The 19,084-nt window shown below is 39.8% G+C and carries 18 protein-coding genes; 11 read left to right on the top strand and 7 right to left on the bottom strand.

What is annotated here, in order from left to right:
* Positions 1 to 101: 101 nt before the first annotated feature.
* The 3 genes from MuYL_RS22980 to MuYL_RS22990 are packed head-to-tail and all read right to left on the bottom strand — an operon-like array spanning position 102 to position 3,857.
* Positions 102 to 614, bottom strand: a complete 513-nt coding sequence (locus MuYL_RS22980) for a UpxY family transcription antiterminator (RefSeq protein WP_094572776.1) — start codon at positions 612 to 614, stop codon at positions 102 to 104.
* 12 nt (positions 615 to 626) lie between these two features.
* Positions 627 to 3,062: a GumC family protein gene (locus MuYL_RS22985; protein ID WP_094572777.1), complete on the bottom strand. Its 2,436-nt coding sequence runs from the start codon at positions 3,060 to 3,062 to the stop codon at positions 627 to 629.
* Complete coding sequence (locus MuYL_RS22990; RefSeq protein ID WP_094572778.1) at positions 3,063 to 3,857, bottom strand: polysaccharide biosynthesis/export family protein; 795 nt, start codon at positions 3,855 to 3,857, stop codon at positions 3,063 to 3,065. It lies immediately after the preceding gene.
* 81 nt (positions 3,858 to 3,938) lie between these two features.
* Here MuYL_RS22990 and MuYL_RS22995 point away from each other — a divergent pair, with 81 nt between their 5' ends.
* From MuYL_RS22995 to gap, 3 genes are all read left to right on the top strand, one after another.
* On the top strand, positions 3,939 to 4,685 hold the full coding sequence (locus MuYL_RS22995; protein WP_094572779.1) for a glycosyltransferase family 2 protein: 747 nt from the start codon (positions 3,939 to 3,941) through the stop codon (positions 4,683 to 4,685).
* 107 nt (positions 4,686 to 4,792) lie between these two features.
* The gene (locus MuYL_RS23000) at positions 4,793 to 5,896 is read left to right on the top strand and encodes an MraY family glycosyltransferase (protein ID WP_094572780.1); all 1,104 of its coding nucleotides are present in this window, start codon (positions 4,793 to 4,795) and stop codon (positions 5,894 to 5,896) included.
* 116 nt (positions 5,897 to 6,012) lie between these two features.
* Entirely contained in the window at positions 6,013 to 7,026 is a 1,014-nt protein-coding gene (gap, locus tag MuYL_RS23005) for a type I glyceraldehyde-3-phosphate dehydrogenase (protein WP_094572781.1), read from the top strand.
* Here the strand turns inward: gap and MuYL_RS23010 are convergent.
* Together MuYL_RS23010 and MuYL_RS23015 are read right to left on the bottom strand one after the other, a co-directional pair.
* Positions 7,023 to 7,892 carry an alpha-1,2-fucosyltransferase gene (locus MuYL_RS23010; protein WP_094572782.1) on the bottom strand — a complete coding sequence of 290 codons (870 nt, stop codon included), beginning with the start codon at positions 7,890 to 7,892 and terminating at the stop codon, positions 7,023 to 7,025. The two genes, gap and MuYL_RS23010, sit on opposite strands and share 4 nt — an antisense overlap.
* 150 nt (positions 7,893 to 8,042) lie before the next feature.
* Positions 8,043 to 8,675: a hypothetical protein gene (locus MuYL_RS23015; protein ID WP_094572783.1), complete on the bottom strand. Its 633-nt coding sequence runs from the start codon at positions 8,673 to 8,675 to the stop codon at positions 8,043 to 8,045.
* A 205-nt stretch (positions 8,676 to 8,880) separates the two neighbouring features.
* Between MuYL_RS23015 and MuYL_RS23020 the strand changes: the two genes are divergently transcribed.
* The 4 genes from MuYL_RS23020 (at position 8,881) to MuYL_RS23035 (ending at position 12,266) form a co-directional block, all read left to right on the top strand.
* On the top strand, positions 8,881 to 9,315 hold the full coding sequence (locus tag MuYL_RS23020; protein ID WP_094572784.1) for a GNAT family N-acetyltransferase: 435 nt from the start codon (positions 8,881 to 8,883) through the stop codon (positions 9,313 to 9,315).
* Between the two features lie 166 nt (positions 9,316 to 9,481).
* Positions 9,482 to 10,672, top strand: a complete 1,191-nt coding sequence (locus MuYL_RS23025) for a phosphoglycerate kinase (RefSeq protein ID WP_094572785.1) — start codon at positions 9,482 to 9,484, stop codon at positions 10,670 to 10,672.
* 51 nt (positions 10,673 to 10,723) lie between these two features.
* A complete protein-coding gene (locus tag MuYL_RS23030; RefSeq protein WP_094572786.1) occupies positions 10,724 to 11,515 on the top strand; it encodes a DUF1835 domain-containing protein in 792 nt (263 codons plus the stop codon).
* 1 nt (position 11,516) lies between these two features.
* The gene (locus MuYL_RS23035; protein ID WP_094572787.1) at positions 11,517 to 12,266 is read left to right on the top strand and encodes an SDR family NAD(P)-dependent oxidoreductase; all 750 of its coding nucleotides are present in this window, start codon (positions 11,517 to 11,519) and stop codon (positions 12,264 to 12,266) included.
* 7 nt (positions 12,267 to 12,273) lie between these two features.
* Here the strand turns inward: MuYL_RS23035 and MuYL_RS23040 are convergent, their stop codons facing one another.
* Complete coding sequence (locus MuYL_RS23040) at positions 12,274 to 13,884, bottom strand: glycoside hydrolase family 10 protein (protein WP_245845708.1); 1,611 nt, start codon at positions 13,882 to 13,884, stop codon at positions 12,274 to 12,276.
* 310 nt (positions 13,885 to 14,194) lie between these two features.
* Here MuYL_RS23040 and MuYL_RS23045 point away from each other — a divergent pair, with 310 nt between their 5' ends.
* Together MuYL_RS23045 and MuYL_RS23050 are read left to right on the top strand one after the other, a co-directional pair.
* A complete protein-coding gene (locus MuYL_RS23045; RefSeq protein WP_094572788.1) occupies positions 14,195 to 15,106 on the top strand; it encodes a hypothetical protein in 912 nt (303 codons plus the stop codon).
* 121 nt (positions 15,107 to 15,227) lie between these two features.
* Positions 15,228 to 15,998 (top strand): TlpA disulfide reductase family protein, encoded by a 771-nt coding sequence (locus MuYL_RS23050; RefSeq protein ID WP_157741091.1) that lies wholly within the window; start codon positions 15,228 to 15,230, stop codon positions 15,996 to 15,998.
* A gap of 78 nt (positions 15,999 to 16,076) precedes the next feature.
* Here the strand turns inward: MuYL_RS23050 and MuYL_RS23055 are convergent, their stop codons facing one another.
* Positions 16,077 to 16,430 (bottom strand): HesB/IscA family protein, encoded by a 354-nt coding sequence (locus tag MuYL_RS23055; protein ID WP_094572790.1) that lies wholly within the window; start codon positions 16,428 to 16,430, stop codon positions 16,077 to 16,079.
* A 92-nt stretch (positions 16,431 to 16,522) separates the two neighbouring features.
* Here MuYL_RS23055 and MuYL_RS23060 point away from each other — a divergent pair, with 92 nt between their 5' ends.
* Both MuYL_RS23060 and MuYL_RS23065 read left to right on the top strand, forming a co-directional pair.
* Entirely contained in the window at positions 16,523 to 17,053 is a 531-nt protein-coding gene (locus MuYL_RS23060) for a DUF7935 family protein (protein WP_094572791.1), read from the top strand.
* 62 nt (positions 17,054 to 17,115) lie between these two features.
* A complete protein-coding gene (locus MuYL_RS23065; protein WP_094572792.1) occupies positions 17,116 to 18,663 on the top strand; it encodes an acyl-CoA mutase large subunit family protein in 1,548 nt (515 codons plus the stop codon).
* Positions 18,664 to 19,084 lie beyond the last annotated feature (421 nt).

A 19,084-nucleotide genomic window follows, 5' to 3' on the forward strand; every position in this document is an offset into this window, starting at 1 on the left:
TATGTAACTTATTATTTATCAAATAATTATATATTTATCCTAACTACTATATTAAGGCCTCAAATTAAACAAAAACAACGTTTAATCCGCTTAATATAAACCTAAAATCTATCAATCAATGTTGCTGCAACATAAACAATTATGGAGTACCCAAGGCTATCAAGGCGCAGGGCCAGTTGCTTTTGTGAGCGATAAGATATGATTTCGCCAATGAACCCTTTAAGCGGCCCTGCCTTGATCATGATTTTTTCTCCGGGTTTTAAATCTTCCGCTGTTATCTCCAACTCATAAGGGCTTGCCATCAATAATTTAAGCTCATCTATCTGCCTGTCAGGCATAGACGCTATTTTACCCGAAAAATACAAAAAGCGTGCAATCCCTTTTGTCATTAACACCTCTATCTGTTCCTGTTCTTTTATCCTGACAAATAAATATGATTTAAGAAATGGCTCTTCTGTCCATTTCTTCCTGTCACTCCATTGCTTTAGTTGTTTATGCAGGGGCAGGTAAGCCTCAATTCCCTTGTCTGACAATGCCTGGTAAGCTTTTTTTTCTGCACGGGGAGATGTATAAACCGGATACCATTTACAGGTATCTTTATTTATTAAAGCCATAAGTTAATCCCATCAGCGCTTTTTGAACCAACGCATAATATCCCACCATTTATTTTCACTTTTATCTATATAATACCCGGAGCTTTCATACCCGGTATAATCAGAGTAATAGTAGTACTTTGATCCGTAATTATCACCTGTAAATTTGGTGGTATAAAACCTGGAGTGCAGCAAATCCTGTGCAAATGCATTCAACACTATTACAGTATTGTCCAAATGATACTCTTGGGCTATTCGTTGCGGAACTGTAGCTGCATAGAATTTGGATTTTCCCGACCGGATCACGAATAAGTTAACGTCACTAACTCTTATTAAAGGGATCGCGTCTGATACCAAACCAATCGGCGCGGTATCAATCATAACGACATCGTATCGTTTTTTTAACTCTTCTATCAATAGCCCCATTCTTTTTGAATGCAATAATTCCGAGGGATTTGGCGGGACCGGTCCCGATATGATAAAATCAAGGTTTTCCTGGTTTGAATGAGAAATAATATCGTCAACGTTACATTGATTGGCAAGGTAACTACTCAATCCAATGTCATTAGGTACATGGAACGTTTTATGCAGTTTAGAACGCCTTAAATCTGCCGCTATCAATATCACCTTTTTATCAATGAGTGACAAAGTACTTGAAAGATTAACAGCCACAAACGATTTCCCTTCCCCCGCAACTTCCGATGTGATACAAATTACCTTGCTTATTTTATCGGTAGCCAGGAAACTTAAGTTGGTACGCACAGACCGCACCGATTCTGCAAAAATGGATTTTGGTTTACTAATGGCCAGTATCTGGGTGCTGTATTCATCAATTTCTTCCGGAAATTTTCTTATCACTCCTATTATTGGAATGGTGGTAAGGCTTTCAATGGTCTCTTTATCGTAAATAAATGGATTCAATATTCTTATCAGTACAATCAACCCAAACCCTATTGCCAGGCCAAAGATTTGTGCTGAACGCTCAACGCCGCGCTCGTCAGGCGAAACCGGGCTGTAATTTGGCTGCGCAAAATCAATAATAGTAGCTCCCGGCAATATCCCTGCACTATTTATCTGCGCATCTAATTTCTTTTCGGAAAGAAAGGAATAAACTTTATCATTAATATCAAAATCGCGCTTCAAAGCCACCATATCCCGTTCAGCCGACGGCAGTTCTGATATTTGTTGGTTAATAGGTCCAAGCTCGCTTTGTATATATTTTAATTTGTTTTCTATTAAAACGTGTGTGGCATTAATGCTGTTTAAAATATTGTTTTTTACCTGCAAAATCTGCTGATCCAGGTCCTGGATAGTCTGGGAGTTTTTGGTAAAAGTTTTTAATGCGTTTTTTTTGTCGTTAATAAGTACATTAAGACTGGTTATAGCTTCGCTTAGTTGTTGATGTTCAACACCACCTATGCTAAAGTTAGGAAGCAAATTATCATTAGCTTTAATTACTTCCTGTTTAAGCTGATCAATAGCCAGTTCATCTATCTTTAACAAGGAACTTTGAGACTCAAGGTCAGTTGCCTTACTTAAGGCCCTGGTGGATGCTGTGGACACATCCATTATCTTTTTTTTATTTTGATAATCCTTTATGGAGTTATCCGATCCCTTAAGTTCATTTGACAAAAAATCAAGTTGTTTGTCAATAAATTTGATCATTTGTGAAGCCGATTGTGTCCGCTGGTTTCTGTCGTAGTTCAAATACTCTTTCATCACCGCATTCAAAGCATCGGCAGCAAACTGGGGGTTTGAATCCACTTCCTGCAGTGAGATGATATTTGAATTCCTGGCAGTTTCAGCAGTATGCAGCCCGCCCCTTACCCTTCCAACAAATTCCTCGGGCGAGTTTAGTTTAAATAAAAACATTGCTGTTTTTGGAAGGAAGCCCGGATATTTAATGCTAAAAGCTGTTGGGCCAATCGAAAACGGCGTATTATAGTTATACGTATTCTTTATATCTTTTCCTGAAACCTTGTAACTTATGCTAAAAGAACTGCTGTTAATTGGCCTGTAAGTAACCATATCATGAAAAAAATTCAAACTATCAAACTTTATCAGTTCAATAGCCAGCGGCTTTTGCGGATATAACTCATTGGTACGGTTCAGCACACGCCCAACCACATAAAAACTAATCCTGTAATCCAAATGCTTTATAGCGTTAAGCAAAAGCGCGGTACTTTGCAACACTATTGTTTCACTTTGAATTTTAGATACGTTCCCCCGGTCATTGGCCCCCGGTACACTTATCAGGTCAGATATTTCCGATTTTTTTTCTTCAAACTTCAGCGTTGCACCCGTTGCATAAGTTTTAGGTGTGTACCATAAGTACACATTGGCTATAATAAGGCAAACGGTAAGCGATCCAACAATCCAATACCAACGGCTTAAAATTATTTTAACTATCTTAAGATAATCTATCTCCTGGCTGGGTAGCTTTGGCTGCGTTTTACTTATTTCTTCCATTTAATGACGAATAAGCGTAAAAATAATTAACGCCGTATTAAATAAAAGCAATGCCGGCTGAAAAATGGTAGTTGTAAAACTTTGGTAGTTATCGTTGCGTGTTGCCCGTTTATTTTGTGCGATATAAATTATATCACCATTTTGAAGTATTGTTTTCGGGTCATTAACTGATTGTATATTCCCCAAATCAACTACAATAACCTTTGGATTCTTTTTTGTACCCCTGATAATCTTAATATTGGTTTCGTCAGCTTTTTCGGTAATTCCTCCTGCAGCGCCAATCATTTCAATTAGCGAAGTGTGATCTTTTATTAACGGAAAATTCCCCTGGCCCCTTATTTCGCCAAGCATGGTCACTTTTAAACTAACAATCTTAAGTTCAATTATGGGGTTAACTAGCACATTTTTACGATAGGCCTCTTCTACAAGCTTTTGAGCTTCGATGCGGGTGTAACCGGCAACTTTTATCCGCCCTATGGCAGGCAATATAACAGTACCGTCATCATCAACCTTAAAATCCTGTTCAGAAGTGGACGCAGCGCCACTCGCTAACACGCTGGTATTAAGGGCCGGGCTGGGGTTATTATTAACAAGTAGTTTGGTATCCTGAAGGTTTCTAACCTGTAAAACATCCTGGGCTTTTATTTTATATTCAGCAACAGTATCAGTATTTTGATAAGAGCTGTCTGACAATGCGTTTTTCTGCTGGAAAAGAACCTGGTACTGACGTGTTGAACAGGAAGTACAAATTAAAAACAACCCAAGAAGTAAATAAAAATAAATTTTATAACCCATACACTCACCTTTAAACTAATTGTTTGATTAGGGATCAGCTTCAAATTTACATATTTTTGCGACTTAAATAGATTTTCCTTAGTGCAGGACTTAAAAATTTCATTAATCACAGTTTCCTTTAATGCAGAAAGCACTATAAGTTATTGCATCGAATCTATTTTAAGGCAAAAGTACCCTAATCTGGAGTATATAATTATCGATGGAGGATCAACTGACGGTACCGTCCGGGTGATTGAAAAATATAAGCACCATTTAAGCCTTTTTATTTCAGAACCCGACAAAGGTATTTATGACGCGATGAATAAAGGCATAACACTGGCAACAGGCGATGTGGTAGGTTTACTTAACGCAGATGATTTTTTTGCTGATGACACTGTTCTGAATGCAATTGCCGACGCCTTTAAAAAAAACGATATCGATGCGCTTTATGGCGATCTGAATTACATAAATAAAGCCGGCCGAGTGATCAGAAAATGGCGGGCTGGCGAATTTACTTCCAAAAGCTTTAACCTTGGGTGGATGCCTCCACATCCTACTTTGTATTGCAAACGCAGTTTATTTGAAAAACTAGGGTTGTATAGTTTAAATTATGGCACCGCCGCTGATTATGAATTAATGCTCAGATACCTGTATATCAACAAATTAAAATCATACTATATAAAAAAAGTAATGATTAATATGAAAACGGGTGGAAAAAGCAACAAAAATTTAAACAACCGCGTAAAAGGATTATTCTTTGATTTAAAAGCAATGAGGACTAACGGGATTTTGCTTCCGGTTTTAACACTAATAATTAAACCTTTACGCAAAATCATGCAATACTTTTAACTCAGATAAAATTAGTGTTGAAATGTTAATAATTAGTAGTAGAAATAAAAAACAATTATCATTTATTTGCACTACTAATTAACTTTTGAGTTTAGCGGAATTAAAAAATGATGGAGTTTTTACATAACTACACGTATATATATTATGTTTTCATCATTGCAGTTTCTACAATTATCACCACTTTCGCTATTCCTTCAATTTTACACGTAGCACGCTTTCGCCATTTATACGACGACCTTGGCCATTTCAGGAAAGAACATGATCACGGCATACCCAGGCTAGGCGGCGTAGCCATTTTTGTTGGCTTTACAATAACGTCACTGCTGTTCTGCATGACGGATAAGTCATTACCGATAAACTATTTACTTACCGCCTGCATTATCTTATTTGCAATGGGCCTTAAAGATGATCTGTCGGGCGTAAACTCCAATACAAAATTTGTTATTCAATTTGTTGTTTGTGCTATCCTGGTAATCCTTGGCAACATTCGATTAACCGGAATGTACGGCGTATTTGGCATCTATGAACTCCCTTATGTTATCAGTGCCGGCTTATCCATCTTATTAATTTTACTTGTTGTGAATGCCTTTAATTTAATTGATGGGATTGACGGGCTTGCGGCTACAACAGGAATTATTGCTAACGGAGCATTTGCAATTTTGTTTATCTACATAAAGCAATATGAACTGGCTGCTGTTTCATTTGCAATGGCGGGGTCAATATTGGGCTTTTTACGGTTTAATTTAACGCCTGCAAAAATATTTATGGGCGATACCGGCTCTTTGCTTATTGGGTTAATATCTGCAGTAATGGCATTGAAGTTTATCGAAGTAAATATGCAACCTACAGGTAAACTACAGCAATTGCCCGAAGCCCCGGCAATAACAATTGCTATACTTATAGGCCCTATTTTTGATACCATCCGTGTATTTGTGATCCGAATTGTTAACGGTGGTTCGCCGTTCGTTGCCGATCGGAACCATATACATCACCGGATGTTAAAACTGGGACTAAACCATTTACAAACCACGCTTATTTTAACCGGTGCCAATATATTAACCATTTTTATAATATTATTATTAAAAGACTACAGCAACTCTTTTCTTATCGTTTTAATTGTGTTAATGTCATTGGCGTTCAACTGGGTAATAACCTTTTTTATCCGCTCCAAAGAGCGCGAGGGCCTGGCCTTCCGTAATTTGTTCATTTAATCCGTTTCATCCTGTTAACCTACTTCCCGTTTTTTGTCAGGCCGCATTCATAATAGATTGGAAGGATATTACCTTCCTTAATTTTAGTTAAATTTGCCATCTTATATTTTACACAAATGAGGATTGCAATAAACGGGTTTGGGCGTATCGGGCGTATTTTTTTAAGAAACATTTTAATAATGCCCCAGGTAACAGTTGTTGCTGTTAACGATCTGACGGACACTAAAACACTCGCTCACCTTTTTAAATACGATTCTGTACATCGCGGCTTTAAAGGTAGCGTAACCTATGACGACAACCACTTATACATCAATAATTTAGCTATAAAAGTTATCGCCGAGCCCAAGCCCTCAGCATTGCCCTGGGAGCAGTTTAATATCGATCTTGTAATTGAATCAACGGGTAAGTTCACGTCTAAAGAGGGCGCTGAACAACATTTGAAGGCTGGCGCAAAACAGGTTATTATTTCTGCGCCCGGTACTGATAAATCAATCCCAACGGTGGTACTTGGCGTAAACGATGGCCTGGTTAACCTGCAGGCGCCTATCCTTTCTAACGCTTCGTGCACCACCAACAACGTGGCTGCGATGGTTAAAATACTTGATGAGAACTGGGGTATTATTGACGGCTATATAACCACTGTGCATTCTATGACCGGAGATCAAAACCTGCACGATGCGCCACATAAGGATTTGCGCAGGGCAAGAGCGGCATCAGCGTCAATTATCCCAACAACTACAGGTGCCGCCAAAGCAATTACCGCAATATTCCCCCACCTCGAGGGGCGACTTGGTGGCGCAGGAATTAGGGTGCCTGTATTAAATGGCTCACTAACAGATTTTACCTGCAGCCTAAAAAAACAGCCCACCGTTGAAGCTATTAACCTGGCTTTTAAAAACGCCGCCAACGGGCCTATGAAAAATGTGCTTGAATATACAGAAGACCCTATCGTATCGACCGATATATTGGAAAATACCCATAGCTGTATATTTGACGCCCAACTTACCTCAATTGTTGGCGGACTGGTAAAGGTTGTGGGCTGGTATGACAATGAGATGGGCTATTCTGCCCGCCTTGCAGACCTGGTAAAAAAAATCAGCGATATTAAACAGGCTGGTCTTCCAATTTAAAGCACAGGTACGGTAACCCAATTTGCAGGGTATATTTTAGCCGGGTAATCTTCACCCTTATTAAAGCCCAGGAAGTGCTTTGGACAATAAACGCTCTTGTTCTTTTTTTTGTTTAAATACGCCGCCCACCAGCTGAATGTACTGTTCGCTATCACACAAATATCAGCATTCATCATGAGCTGAAAATCAATAATCTCACTTTCTCCCGAAAAATATTTCGCTTCGAGATAATCAAATTCTTTACGAACAGCGGCCGTGTCGTCAGACATTATTACATAAAAATTTGCGGGCGTATGAATCTCACCGATTATCTGGTGATAATAGCTTAGCGGCAAAATCAGGCTTTCTTCGTTTTCTCCGGCTGCCTTATAATCCGTCATCCTGATATGAATAACAACAACGCTGGTGTGTTTTTTTAACCAGCTAAATTTTTCGGAGTACGCCTTTAAATATTTCCGTTTAATCGAAAACCTGTTTAATAAGCCGGCCGCGTAATCTTTAAAATAGCTTTCAGATTGAAAAAAGCCAAAATACAAAGTCCCGTTTTGAGCTTTATTTAAAACATCAGCCGGATCTTCACTCATGCTAACCATTAAATGCCGCGGTGTTAAAAGGTTACAAACCCTGTTATAAAACCCCCGCCTTAAATGATGGCTAAACAATAATTTAAAGCCACGATGATTAAAGAAAACACGGTCAAGGCCGTAAAAAAAATTCATTTCAAGCTCAAAATACCTGTAGAGATCAATGGGAAGACCATTTTTAACCAGGAAAAATGGGGTATTTAGCCTTTTATGTTGGTTGTATATAAATGCATACTGAAACAACTGATTTCCGAGGCCGCCGGATAGCACAATAGCAATCATATTTTTTAGAAGATCAAGGGCATCAATAACTATCCAGAATGAGGGTTTAATCAGCCCTTTATTAAATTAATATCAGTCTAAATTACTGATATTATTTAACAATGTAACACCCGGTTAGCAGGGTAGCAATCTATTTATCGCTAAACTACCCTATTTGATATACTGTACATAAGCTACGGCGCTTACAGCCGGGTAATTTTTTTGATTGTAATAGGTAAATGATGAAAAGGTCAACATGTCTCCGGTTTTACCCAGTAACAGGTTTTGCTGGTCAACAGCCAACTGCGCCACACCGTATTCTTTTGAAAATGTTATTAAACGATGAACATTTATCTTAACCATCTTTATACCATTTACAACGGTATCTGTTATTGACTTAAATTTCACGTTATTTAAATTATCGTCAACGTAATTAAACGTTAATTGTCCCTCCGCATTCTCCGTTCTGAAATCAAATGCGCCAAGGGCTGACTGTTTAAAATCCTCCTTTAAATGAATAGCCGATGTTTTATGATATCCTTCCGCAGTTAAAAACAGGTTAACATCTTCGTCATATGCGAGTGATAATTTCTTGCCGGATACACTGGTTTTAACTTTTTGAGCATAAACTACAAAAGTTACCATGTGTACCGAATCATCCTTACCCTGCGTCTTTGTGGTATCTTTAATTGGAGTTGATGGATTACCGTCCGTTTTGGCTGGGTCGGTTGGCTTAATATCAGTTTGCTTGCCGCATCCCCAAACAACTACGCAAAGTAAAATTATTGAAACTAATGATTTCATGATAAAACTTAATATCTAACACTAACATATCATGCAATAGTTGTGCTATTTTTACGGTATTTGTTAAAAGCCATAACTACAAGCGGGAAACCCGTTTAAATGTGAGTTAAAACATATTAAACAATGTTATTATACGGAGAAAACACAAATAAGTTTGGGGAAAAAATGCCCGGTTTTATGGCGCTGAACTATAGAAAATTAAACAATGATAAAATTTATTGCCGTTGAAGAACTACTCTCTGTGCGTAATGAAGTGTTGCGGGATGGAAAATTATCCCCCGAAGAGTGTATTTTCCCTTCTGACAAGTTGCCTGGGGCATTTCATTTAGGTTATTATAAAAATGGCGAACTGGCCTGCATCGCATCTTTCTATCCGCAAAGTTACGGTGATTTTACAGGTACAGGCTACCAATTGCGTGGTATGGCTACCACTGCGGCATACAGGGGCAAAGGTATCGGTAACCAATTGCTCAATTTTGCTGTAGTTTATCTTCGCGGGCAAAAAGCTAATTACGTTTGGTGCAATGCCCGTAAAAAAGCTCTTCAATTTTACTTAAACACAGGTTTTGAAATTATATCTGCCGAATTTGATGTCGCTGGCATTGGCGCGCATCACGTAATGTATGTTAAAATTCAATGATTTTTTCATTAATAAAAACACCTTTTTAACTTTTACGTTCCGATTTTAGAATTAAATGCTGAATTTGGCGTCTGAATACATTACTTATAATAAACTAACTACATGAGGCCTGAATAATGCCCAGCCCTGCGACGGCTTATTCATCATCATTAAAACCAATTGCTAAATGAAAACCATTGACCAAATTAGCTTTGCCGGCAAACGCGCTCTTATAAGGGTTGACTTTAACGTGCCACTTGATAAGAATTATACTATTACCGACGACAACCGCATGACCGCGGCCCTGCCTACCATTAAAAAAATCCTGAAAGATGGCGGAGCAGTGATCCTTATGTCGCACCTGGGAAGGCCAAAAGGTGGCCCCGAAGAAAAATATTCTTTAAAGCACATAGTGCCGCATCTGGCCGACCTTCTTGGCCAGCAGATTGAATTTGCTGATGATTGCATTGGTGAAGATGCGCTTGCTAAATCAAAAGCGTTGGGAAAAGGCGAAGTGCTTTTGTTAGAGAACCTGCGTTTTCACAAAGAAGAAGAGCAAGGTGATAAAGACTTTGCTGAAAAACTATCAAAGCTTGGCGATGTTTATGTAAACGATGCTTTTGGTACTGCGCATCGCGCTCATGCCTCAACAGCCATTATAGCGCAGTTTTTCCCTAATGCAAAATATTTTGGCTACCTGATGGCCGGTGAACTGGCGAATGCAGAAAAAGTGTTAAATGGCGCAGCTAAGCCATTTACGGCTATAATGGGAGGCGCCAAGGTGTCTGATAAAATTGAACTGATAGAAAAACTTTTAGATAAGGTTGATAACCTGATCATCGGCGGAGGCATGGCCTACACCTTTGCAAAAGCGCAGGGCGGAAACATAGGCAAATCACTGGTTGAAGCTGACAAACTTGATCTTGCTTTGAGCCTGGTAAGAAAAGCAAAGGAAAAAGGCGTCAATTTACTGTTGCCTGCCGATTCAATTATTGCAGATAATTTCAGCAACGACGCGAACACCGATGTAGCTAAAAACGACAATATAAAAGATGGCTGGATGGGTTTAGACATTGGGCCGGAATCGATAGCAGCTTTCTCAAAAGTAGTGGAGGAATCAAAAACTATATTGTGGAACGGCCCAATGGGGGTTTTTGAAATGGAAAAGTTTGAATCAGGTACCAAAGCAATTGCCGAAGCTGTTGTAAGGGCAACTGAAAATGGTGCATTTTCCTTAATTGGAGGTGGCGATTCAGCTGCGGCCGTAGCGAAATTTAACTTTACAGACGATGTTAGCTATGTTTCAACCGGCGGCGGCGCTTTACTTGAATACATGGAGGGTAAAGAACTTCCGGGGGTTAAAGCGATAAACGACTAATACGCTGACTGGCGATGTGCCGGTAAAGCACCTTGAATATTAAATGCCTGTATGAACATTCTTCACATTCTTAACGGAGATGCTACCCTGCCCGCCTTTGAAGAAACAGGGCTAGATGGAGATGTGGTGATTTGGCGCGAGGTTTTATCAGAAGGGCCGCTGGAAGAAAATATTTCAGCGGCCCGTTTCTGGAAAAACCGCGAAGAATGGATCTGCAGCACTTTCGATGAAAATCCGGAAAATTATCAGCAAAAAATGCTCGGCCAGCTTAGCCTGCTGAATGATCATTATGAGGTAATAAACCTCTGGTTTGAATTTGATTTACATTGCCAGGCAAACCTGCTTGGAGTTATTGCCTGCCTGGAACAGAAGGCCGACCTCTCCCGTCCCTCAGTTTATTTAATTTGTCCGGGCGATTTTCCGGGTAAAGAAAACTTTAGGGGTATGGGCGAATTAAATGGTGAAGAGCTGGAATATCTTTATGATAACATCCGCGAGGAACTCAGCGATGAAGATTTTATGCTGGCAAAAAAGGCATGGAAAGCTTACAGTAGCCTTGATGTTGAGTTACTTACCGAATTTTTAACACGCACCATATTTTGGGGAAGCCTTCATTTTTTAAAACCCGCTTTGAAGGCACAACTTAAACGCCTGCAGGTAAATGAACATGGTTTAAATGCAGTTGAACAAAAGCTGCTGGATATTTATAATTACGGAATCAGAACGAAACCGGAGATTTACCTGGAATTTTGGAAAACTGAAAAGATTTACGGGATGGGCGATTCTGAAATAAATATTTATCTCGACAAGCTTAAACGACTTGGTTTGATCAGCATACAGTAAAATGAGTAAAACATATGTTATTAGTGGTGCCGGCAGCGGCATAGGCAGGGCAATAGCTCAAGCTTTAAGTGGCGGTGGCCATAATTGCATCTTACTTGGCCGCAATGCTGAGAATCTCAGAAAAACCTTAGAAACACTTACCAAAAGCAATCATCAAATATTAATTGCCGATATAAAAGATAAAGAGAGCTTAAAAAAAGCATCCGACTTGTTAAGTGTATTGTCAATTGATGGTTTAATTGCCAACTCGGGCCTCGGCGGCGAAAATCACTGGGGCGAAGACGACCGCTGGGATGATATAATTACCACCAATTTAACAGGCACTTACAATTTTGTAAACACTTTTCTGCCTTACCTAAACAAACCAACCGGAGTTAAGCAGGTAGTTATAATTTCATCTGTGTTAGCAAGGTTAGGCGTGCCCAATTACTCCGCTTATTGTGCATCAAAGGCCGGACTACTGGGCTTAATGCGCTCATGGGCAACCCAATATGCACCCCGGAATATTTTAGTAAATGCTATTTGCCCCGGCTGGGTAAACACTGATATGGCACAAAGCGGCTTGCAGGGTATTGCCGACGGAATAGGGATTAGTAAACAGGAATTTTATGAAATGGCAATGAAAAGCGTACCGCTGGGGCGAATGAGCGATCCCGAAGAAATAGCCCAATTGGTTACCTACCTTTTAAGCCAAAGTTCAATAACCGGCCAGGCTATAGATATAAACTGCGGGGCTGTAATGAACAGTTAAGAATATCTTACTTTCTTGTTTCTGGTCGCTGATCTTTCCAGCGCGGCGTTGCTGCAATTGTAGGTGATGGTTCACTCTCATTCTTAAGCCGGTCTAACGCGGTAACAACATATAAATAGGTTTGTCCTTTCTTTACACTATCATCCACAAAACAAGTACTGTTATTATATTGAATACGCAGAATATGGGCCGGATCATTTAAATTCACCTTTTCTTTACCGTCAAAACGGTAAATTACATAACCATAAACAGGTTCCAGATCCCGGGCTAATGGCGGCGTGGCCCAGGTTAGTTCAACGCAATTTACCCCTGTAGCGGCGGTAAAATTAACCGGTGCATTTGGGGGGATTGAATCGAGCCAAAGCATAACAGGCGGAAGTGCAGGATGATGATAATAATTTTGTTTAAGCGAATCAGCAAAGCCAAGCGGGTTATTAACCAATGATTTTGAACTGAAATAAACGCTCCCCTGCACCCTCGGGTTTTTTCGCAGGTATTTAATCTCGTCCGGCATTTCCCCCGCATTCTTGAACCTGCTTACTTTGCGCTCATTTATCCGGTACGCTGCCATCCCAATGTATAAATGCCTGCCATAAGTATTATTGCTCCACCAGTCCAGCAACTTATTGAACGCGGCAGAACGGTTGTCAATAGGCCAGTAAAGCTGTGGGTTAATATAGTCAACCCATCCTTCTTTTATCCATCTGCGTGAATCTGCAAATAATTCATAGTAGGATGATCCGCCATGGGTATCAGAGCCTTCGGGATTTTGGTAAGTGTTAGCCCAAATTCCAAACGGACTGATGCCAAACTTAACATGCGGCTTGTGTTTTTGAATGCTGTCGCTCAGCATTTCTATAAGTGTATCCACATTATGGCGGCGCCAGTCTTTTATATTATCATAGCCTTTTCCATAAGCTGCAAATGCTTCCGCATCATTTATATGCTGGCCGTCAATCTGGTAAGGATAAAAATAATCATCCAGGTGTACGCCATCTATATCGTAATTATCAACCACATCCAAAAACACCTTAACAATATAGTCGCGCACTTCGGGTATTCCGGGGTTAAACAACTTAATGCCTCCGTAAGTAAAAAACCATTCCGGTTTAATCCGGGTAATATGTGAGGGGCTCAATAGTGAAAACTGGCCGTCATTGGTTGCGCGGTAAGGATTAAACCAGGCGTGCAGCTCGATACCGCGTTTGTGCGCTTCATTGATGGCAAATTCAAGGGGATCATACGCCGGACTGGGGGCCAGCCCCTGTTTGCCTGTAAGCCATTTTGACCACGGTTCACGGCTTTTTGCATAAAATGCATCTGCAGCAGGCCTTATCTGGAACATTACTGCATTAATGCCCTGTTGCTGGTGAATATTCAACAGGTCAATCAGTTCCCGCTTTTGATCAGCAGTGCTTAAGCCTGGCTTACTTGGCCAGTCAATATTACCAACAGTAGCTATCCATACGCCTCTAAACTCGCGTTTAGGAGCAAGCATATCTTTAACAACGGTGTCTGAATTATGGACGGAGTCAATATTAAGGATAGGCTGGGCCGTTGCTTCTTTAACAATAATTAATGTAAAAATTAAAAAAAGTACCTGCCGATAGATGCACATTAAATAAATAATTAAAAGCTGCAAAGATATAAACTCATAGCTTAGCTGTTTTATTATACAGGATAATAATTAGCCGTATTTTGTGTTTTAACCATATTGTGTTTATTTTTAGCCCGGCTCAAACTATTTTTTATATCACCTGGTTAATATCTGCGTTATATTTTCAACACTGTTAAAATGCAAAATGGAGTAAATAATTTAAATACCGGAAATAAATATTGACGCAATAAAAACAAATAAGTTGCAACACATATTATTTTACAAGCGGCTAATATTTAACTATTATTGAAAACTTTTTAAACTAATCGCTATGGAAAACCAAACAGGCCAAACACCTAAAAAAAATTCGAATGTCATTTACTTCCTTATTGTGGTAGTATTGGCTTTGCTTGCTACGGATGTGTATTTGTACCTGCAAAAAAACAAGTCTGACACCAAGATTGTTTACCAAAACGATGAAAAAACCCGCCTGCAAACGGAACTTGATAGCCTTGAAGCACAAATAGAACAAGTTAATGCGGGTAAAACAAAAATGTCGGCAATGTTGCAGGCAAAAAACGATTCGCTTAAGGCTAAGATCAGGGTTTTACGCAGCGAGCTTTCAAAAGGCAAGCTAACCGTAGCCGAACTATCAAAGGCCCAGGAAGATGTAAAACAGTTAAGGTATTTTGTTACCAAATATACAGCTGATATTGAAGAATTGAAAAAACAGAATGCATCACTTGCTGTTGAACGCGACACCTTAAAAACCAACTTAGTATCTGCTGCTAAAAAAGACAGCGCTTTAACAAAGCAAAATAAAGAACTGGATACCAAGGTTAAAGTAGCATCGGCACTTAAAATTGCTACCGTTGATATTGTGGCCTATAAAATAAGGGGCAGTGGTAAAGAGGTAGATACCAAAAGGGCTAGTCCTGCTAAAAAAATCAAAATAAACTTTACCGTTGCAAGCAATGCTGTAGCCGAAAAAGCGATGCACGACATTTATGTTCGTGTGATTGACCCGACAGGTAACTTAATAACCGGGGCCGACTCAGGTACATTTAATGCTGACGGACAGGAACTGCAGTTTACCTATAAAACAGCTATTGAGTTTAAAGATGACGGAAGCGCATATACTATCGACTGGCTAAACCCGGTGGCTTTCCAAAAAGGCTCCTATACCGTGCTGCTATACGCTGATGGCTATACGATGGGTAAAACCAGCTTTATGTTGAAGTAATCGTTATTAACATACAAACAAAAAGCACCGCAATGGTGCTTTTTTGTTTTAAATGCAATTATTTCTGTTTGTTATATCCCCGGTAAACTGTATTTTCATTTCATCTAAACGTTGCACGATAATGAAAAAAATAATTAGCCTGCTTATACCACTCACCATTTCCTGCCTGGCAGCTATCGCACAGGTAGAGACCGTTAAAACTACAGGGACAATAACTAGGACCAACGCCTCAGGCACCACCACAACCATCGTAAAGAGAACCAGCAACATAGACTCAAATACTATTGTTAAAGATTCCGCTGGCGTACGATATGCTTATAACGAATGGCACAACTTAATTGTAACCGGCAAGTACAAATTGATGAACCAGCCGACAGATAAGGCTGATGAATTTACACTAGTAAAAAAAGATGCGCTGGAAATAACCGCCATGAAAAATTTCAGGCTTCCAACCGATGAAAGCGGCTATATTAAAACGGGAAATAAACTTGACCTTTTCAGCGCAAAAGATATCGCAGGGTATAAAATAAGGCCGAAAGACCTGGAAGGTAAAGTAGTGGTTTTAAATTTTTGGTTTATTGCCTGCCCTCCCTGCAAAGAAGAAATCCCTGAGCTCAATAAAATTGCCCTTCGCTATGCAAGCAACCCGAATATTGTATTTATAGCAGTTGCGCTTGACGGTAAAGAAGACCTGCAAAAATTTTTAAAATACAACCCCTTTTCTTATCACATAGTTGATGACGGAAAAGAGATCGCCGCTAAATACGAAATTAAAGGCTATCCAACCAGTATCATATTAGACAAAGAAGGTAAAGTTAAGCTTCATACAACGGGATATGGCCCTTATACGCTTAACGACTTTACAAAAACCATTGAAGAGGCCGTTAAGTAATTATTGCGAAAAATTAATTCATAAAAAGAAGGGCCTCCCCGTAACAGGAAAGCCCTTCAATTATGGATCATAATATTTTTATACAGAGAATGAAGTGCCGCAGCCGCATGTGCTTGCAGCGTTAGGGTTGTTAAATGTAAAGCCGCGGGCATTTAATCCGTCCTGGAAATCAATTTGCATACCAAGAAGGTATAGGCCATGCGCCTTGTGCATGAATACCTTTATGCCATCAATTATATACTCCTGGTCACCATCTTTTTTCTGGTCAAACCCTAAAACATAGTTCATACCGGAACAGCCGCCGCCTTCAACGCCGACACGTAATCCAAAATCATCACCAATCTCTTGCTGATCCTTTAATTTAAAAAGTTCCTTTACAGCGCCTTCCGTAAATGTTACCGGACCTTGCGCGGTTTCAACAGCAGTACTCATCTTATTTTCAATTAACTAAACAAATATAAGGTAAAATGCGGATTTTTGCTGCAACCGAAATATTTATGACCTCAATTTAACATTCTTTCTGTATGAATCTTTTGCCCTACTTTTTAGATATTTTAAAATACACCATAGCCGGCCTTGGTATTGTTTGGATAGCCTTTTACCTTATTAAGCCATACCTGGACAGGGATGAAAAAATTCAACTTCTGGAATTCAGAAAGACCATAAGCAACCAAACGCTACCACTCCGGTTACAGGCCTATGAACGCTTGGTTTTATTTATTGAACGGGTTAACCCTGCTAATATGCTTATCCGCTTAAATGCGCCGTCTTATTCCGCCCATGAACTGTACAGCTTAATTGTTGATGAAATCCGTAATGAATATCAACACAACATCACACAACAAATTTATGTGAGCAGCCGCGCCTGGGGCGTGGTAAAGCATGTTAAGGAAGATACGCTGGGCATAATAAATAACTCTATTAAAGGAGCCCCCGAAAATGCCACAGGGCTTGAATTGAGTAAGATAATTTTAGGGAGCCTGAGCCAGTTAGAAGACAACCCTTATGAAATTGGAGCCGGCATGTTACGTAAAGATTTGGAAGAATTATTTTAGGTCAGTTATTGAAGGTTAAACATCACGCTAATTGAACGGGTTAAGCTTATTATTTAAATCAAATGGCCGGAAAGAAATTTAACACAACGTCAGATATCGAAATTAAAGAGGTTTATACTGAACCTTCAGGTATGAATGAGTTACCCGGCGAATTCCCTTTCACCAGGGGGATTCAAAAAGACATGTACCGTGGCAGGCCGTGGACTATGCGGCAATATGCAGGGTTTTCAACTGCCGAAGAATCAAATAAACGTTACCATTACCTGTTGAGCCAGGGTACCATGGGGCTTTCGGTTGCATTTGACCTCCCTACGCAAATTGGTTACGACTCAGACCATGAACTTGCGGACGGAGAAGTTGGTAAGGTAGGCGTGGCCATTGACTCGTTGCAAGATGTCGAAATCCTGTTCAATGGTATCGAGCTTAAAAACATTACCACCTCAATGACTATTAATGCTACTGCGCCTATATTATTAGCCATGTACATTGCGCTGGCAAAAAAACAGGGCGCAGACCTGAAGCAGATCTCGGGCACCATACAAAATGACATATTAAAGGAATACGCTGCCCGCGGCACCTATATATATCCTCCCCAGGCCTCCATGCGTTTGATAACTGACGTATTTGAGTATTGCAGCAAAGAGGTCCCAAAGTGGAATACCATATCCATTTCAGGCTATCACATCCGCGAAGCGGGTTCAACTGCGGTGCAGGAGCTAGCCTTTACCCTGGCAAATGGTAAAACCTATTTGAAAGCTGCCTTACAAAAAGGATTAGATATAAACGTTTTTGCGAAAAGACTATCCTTTTTCTTTAACTGCCATAACAATTTTTTTGAAGAGATAGCGAAGTTCAGGGCGGCGAGGCGCATATGGGCAAACATTACCAAAGAACTGGGCGCTACGGATGCGGGAGCGCAAAAGCTGCGTTTTCATACCCAAACCGGTGGTTCAACCTTAACCGCGCAGCAACCCATGAACAACATTGTTAGGGTAAGTAACCAGGCTTTGGCTGCCGTATTAGGCGGCACACAATCATTACATACCAACGGTTACGACGAGGCTATCTCCCTACCAACCGAAGCCGCTGCCAAAATTGCTTTACGTACACAACAGATTATCGCCTTTGAAAGCGGCGTAACTGACACGGTTGATCCGCTGGCTGGCTCCTATTTTATAGAAGCACTTACTGACGAACTTGAAAAAGCTGCCTATATATATATAGATAAAATAGATGCTATGGGCGGTTCAGTAAAAGCAATTGAGCAGGATTACATTCAACAGGAGATTGCCAGATCAGCCTATATCTATCAGAATGAAATTGAAAGCGGCGAAAAGGTGCTGGTTGGCGTAAACAAATTCACCGAGCCTGAGCCAGCTGCTATCAATGTATTCCGGGTTGACGATACTATCCGTATCAAACAAACCGAAAAAATCAACATTTTAAAGAGTACAAGGGATAACCTAGCCGTATCAACATGCCTGCAAAAACTCAGCACCGCAGCTATGGGCGAAGAAAACCTTATGCCTTATATATTAAACGCTGTAGAACAGTATGCCACATTAGGTGAAATTTCTGACACATTGCGCCACATTTTCGGGGAATACTGACACGGGCACCCTGTCAGTATATCCTTTTGACGGACGGACTATTTTTATTCAAAAATTTATCAGCTATACAATCAGGCGTTTAAAAAATATCAGGCGCTGCTAAGTTTATTGTGGCTTAAAAATTGACAGTTGCAGGCACCCCGGCGAACGGGCATTTGGGTAAAACACTAAAATGTGGAAAAAACTAAATTTAAAACTTTTGAATAGTTAATAAATAAGTAACTAAGCTGTGTTACTGCGAAATATAATATTTTATAATCAATTAGCAGCATAAAACAGGTTATTATTTCATAAATTTAATTACTAAAAATGTTGAAATATAATTTTTTTATCCACGATTTTTTTGAATATTCGATGTTCCGTAGCAGTTCCAAAAGATGTTTCGCTGGGGGTTGGAAATCAATATTTTAATAAAATTCAT

Source organism: Mucilaginibacter xinganensis (genome assembly GCF_002257585.1).
Taxonomy (GTDB): Bacteria; Bacteroidota; Bacteroidia; order Sphingobacteriales; family Sphingobacteriaceae; genus Mucilaginibacter; species Mucilaginibacter xinganensis.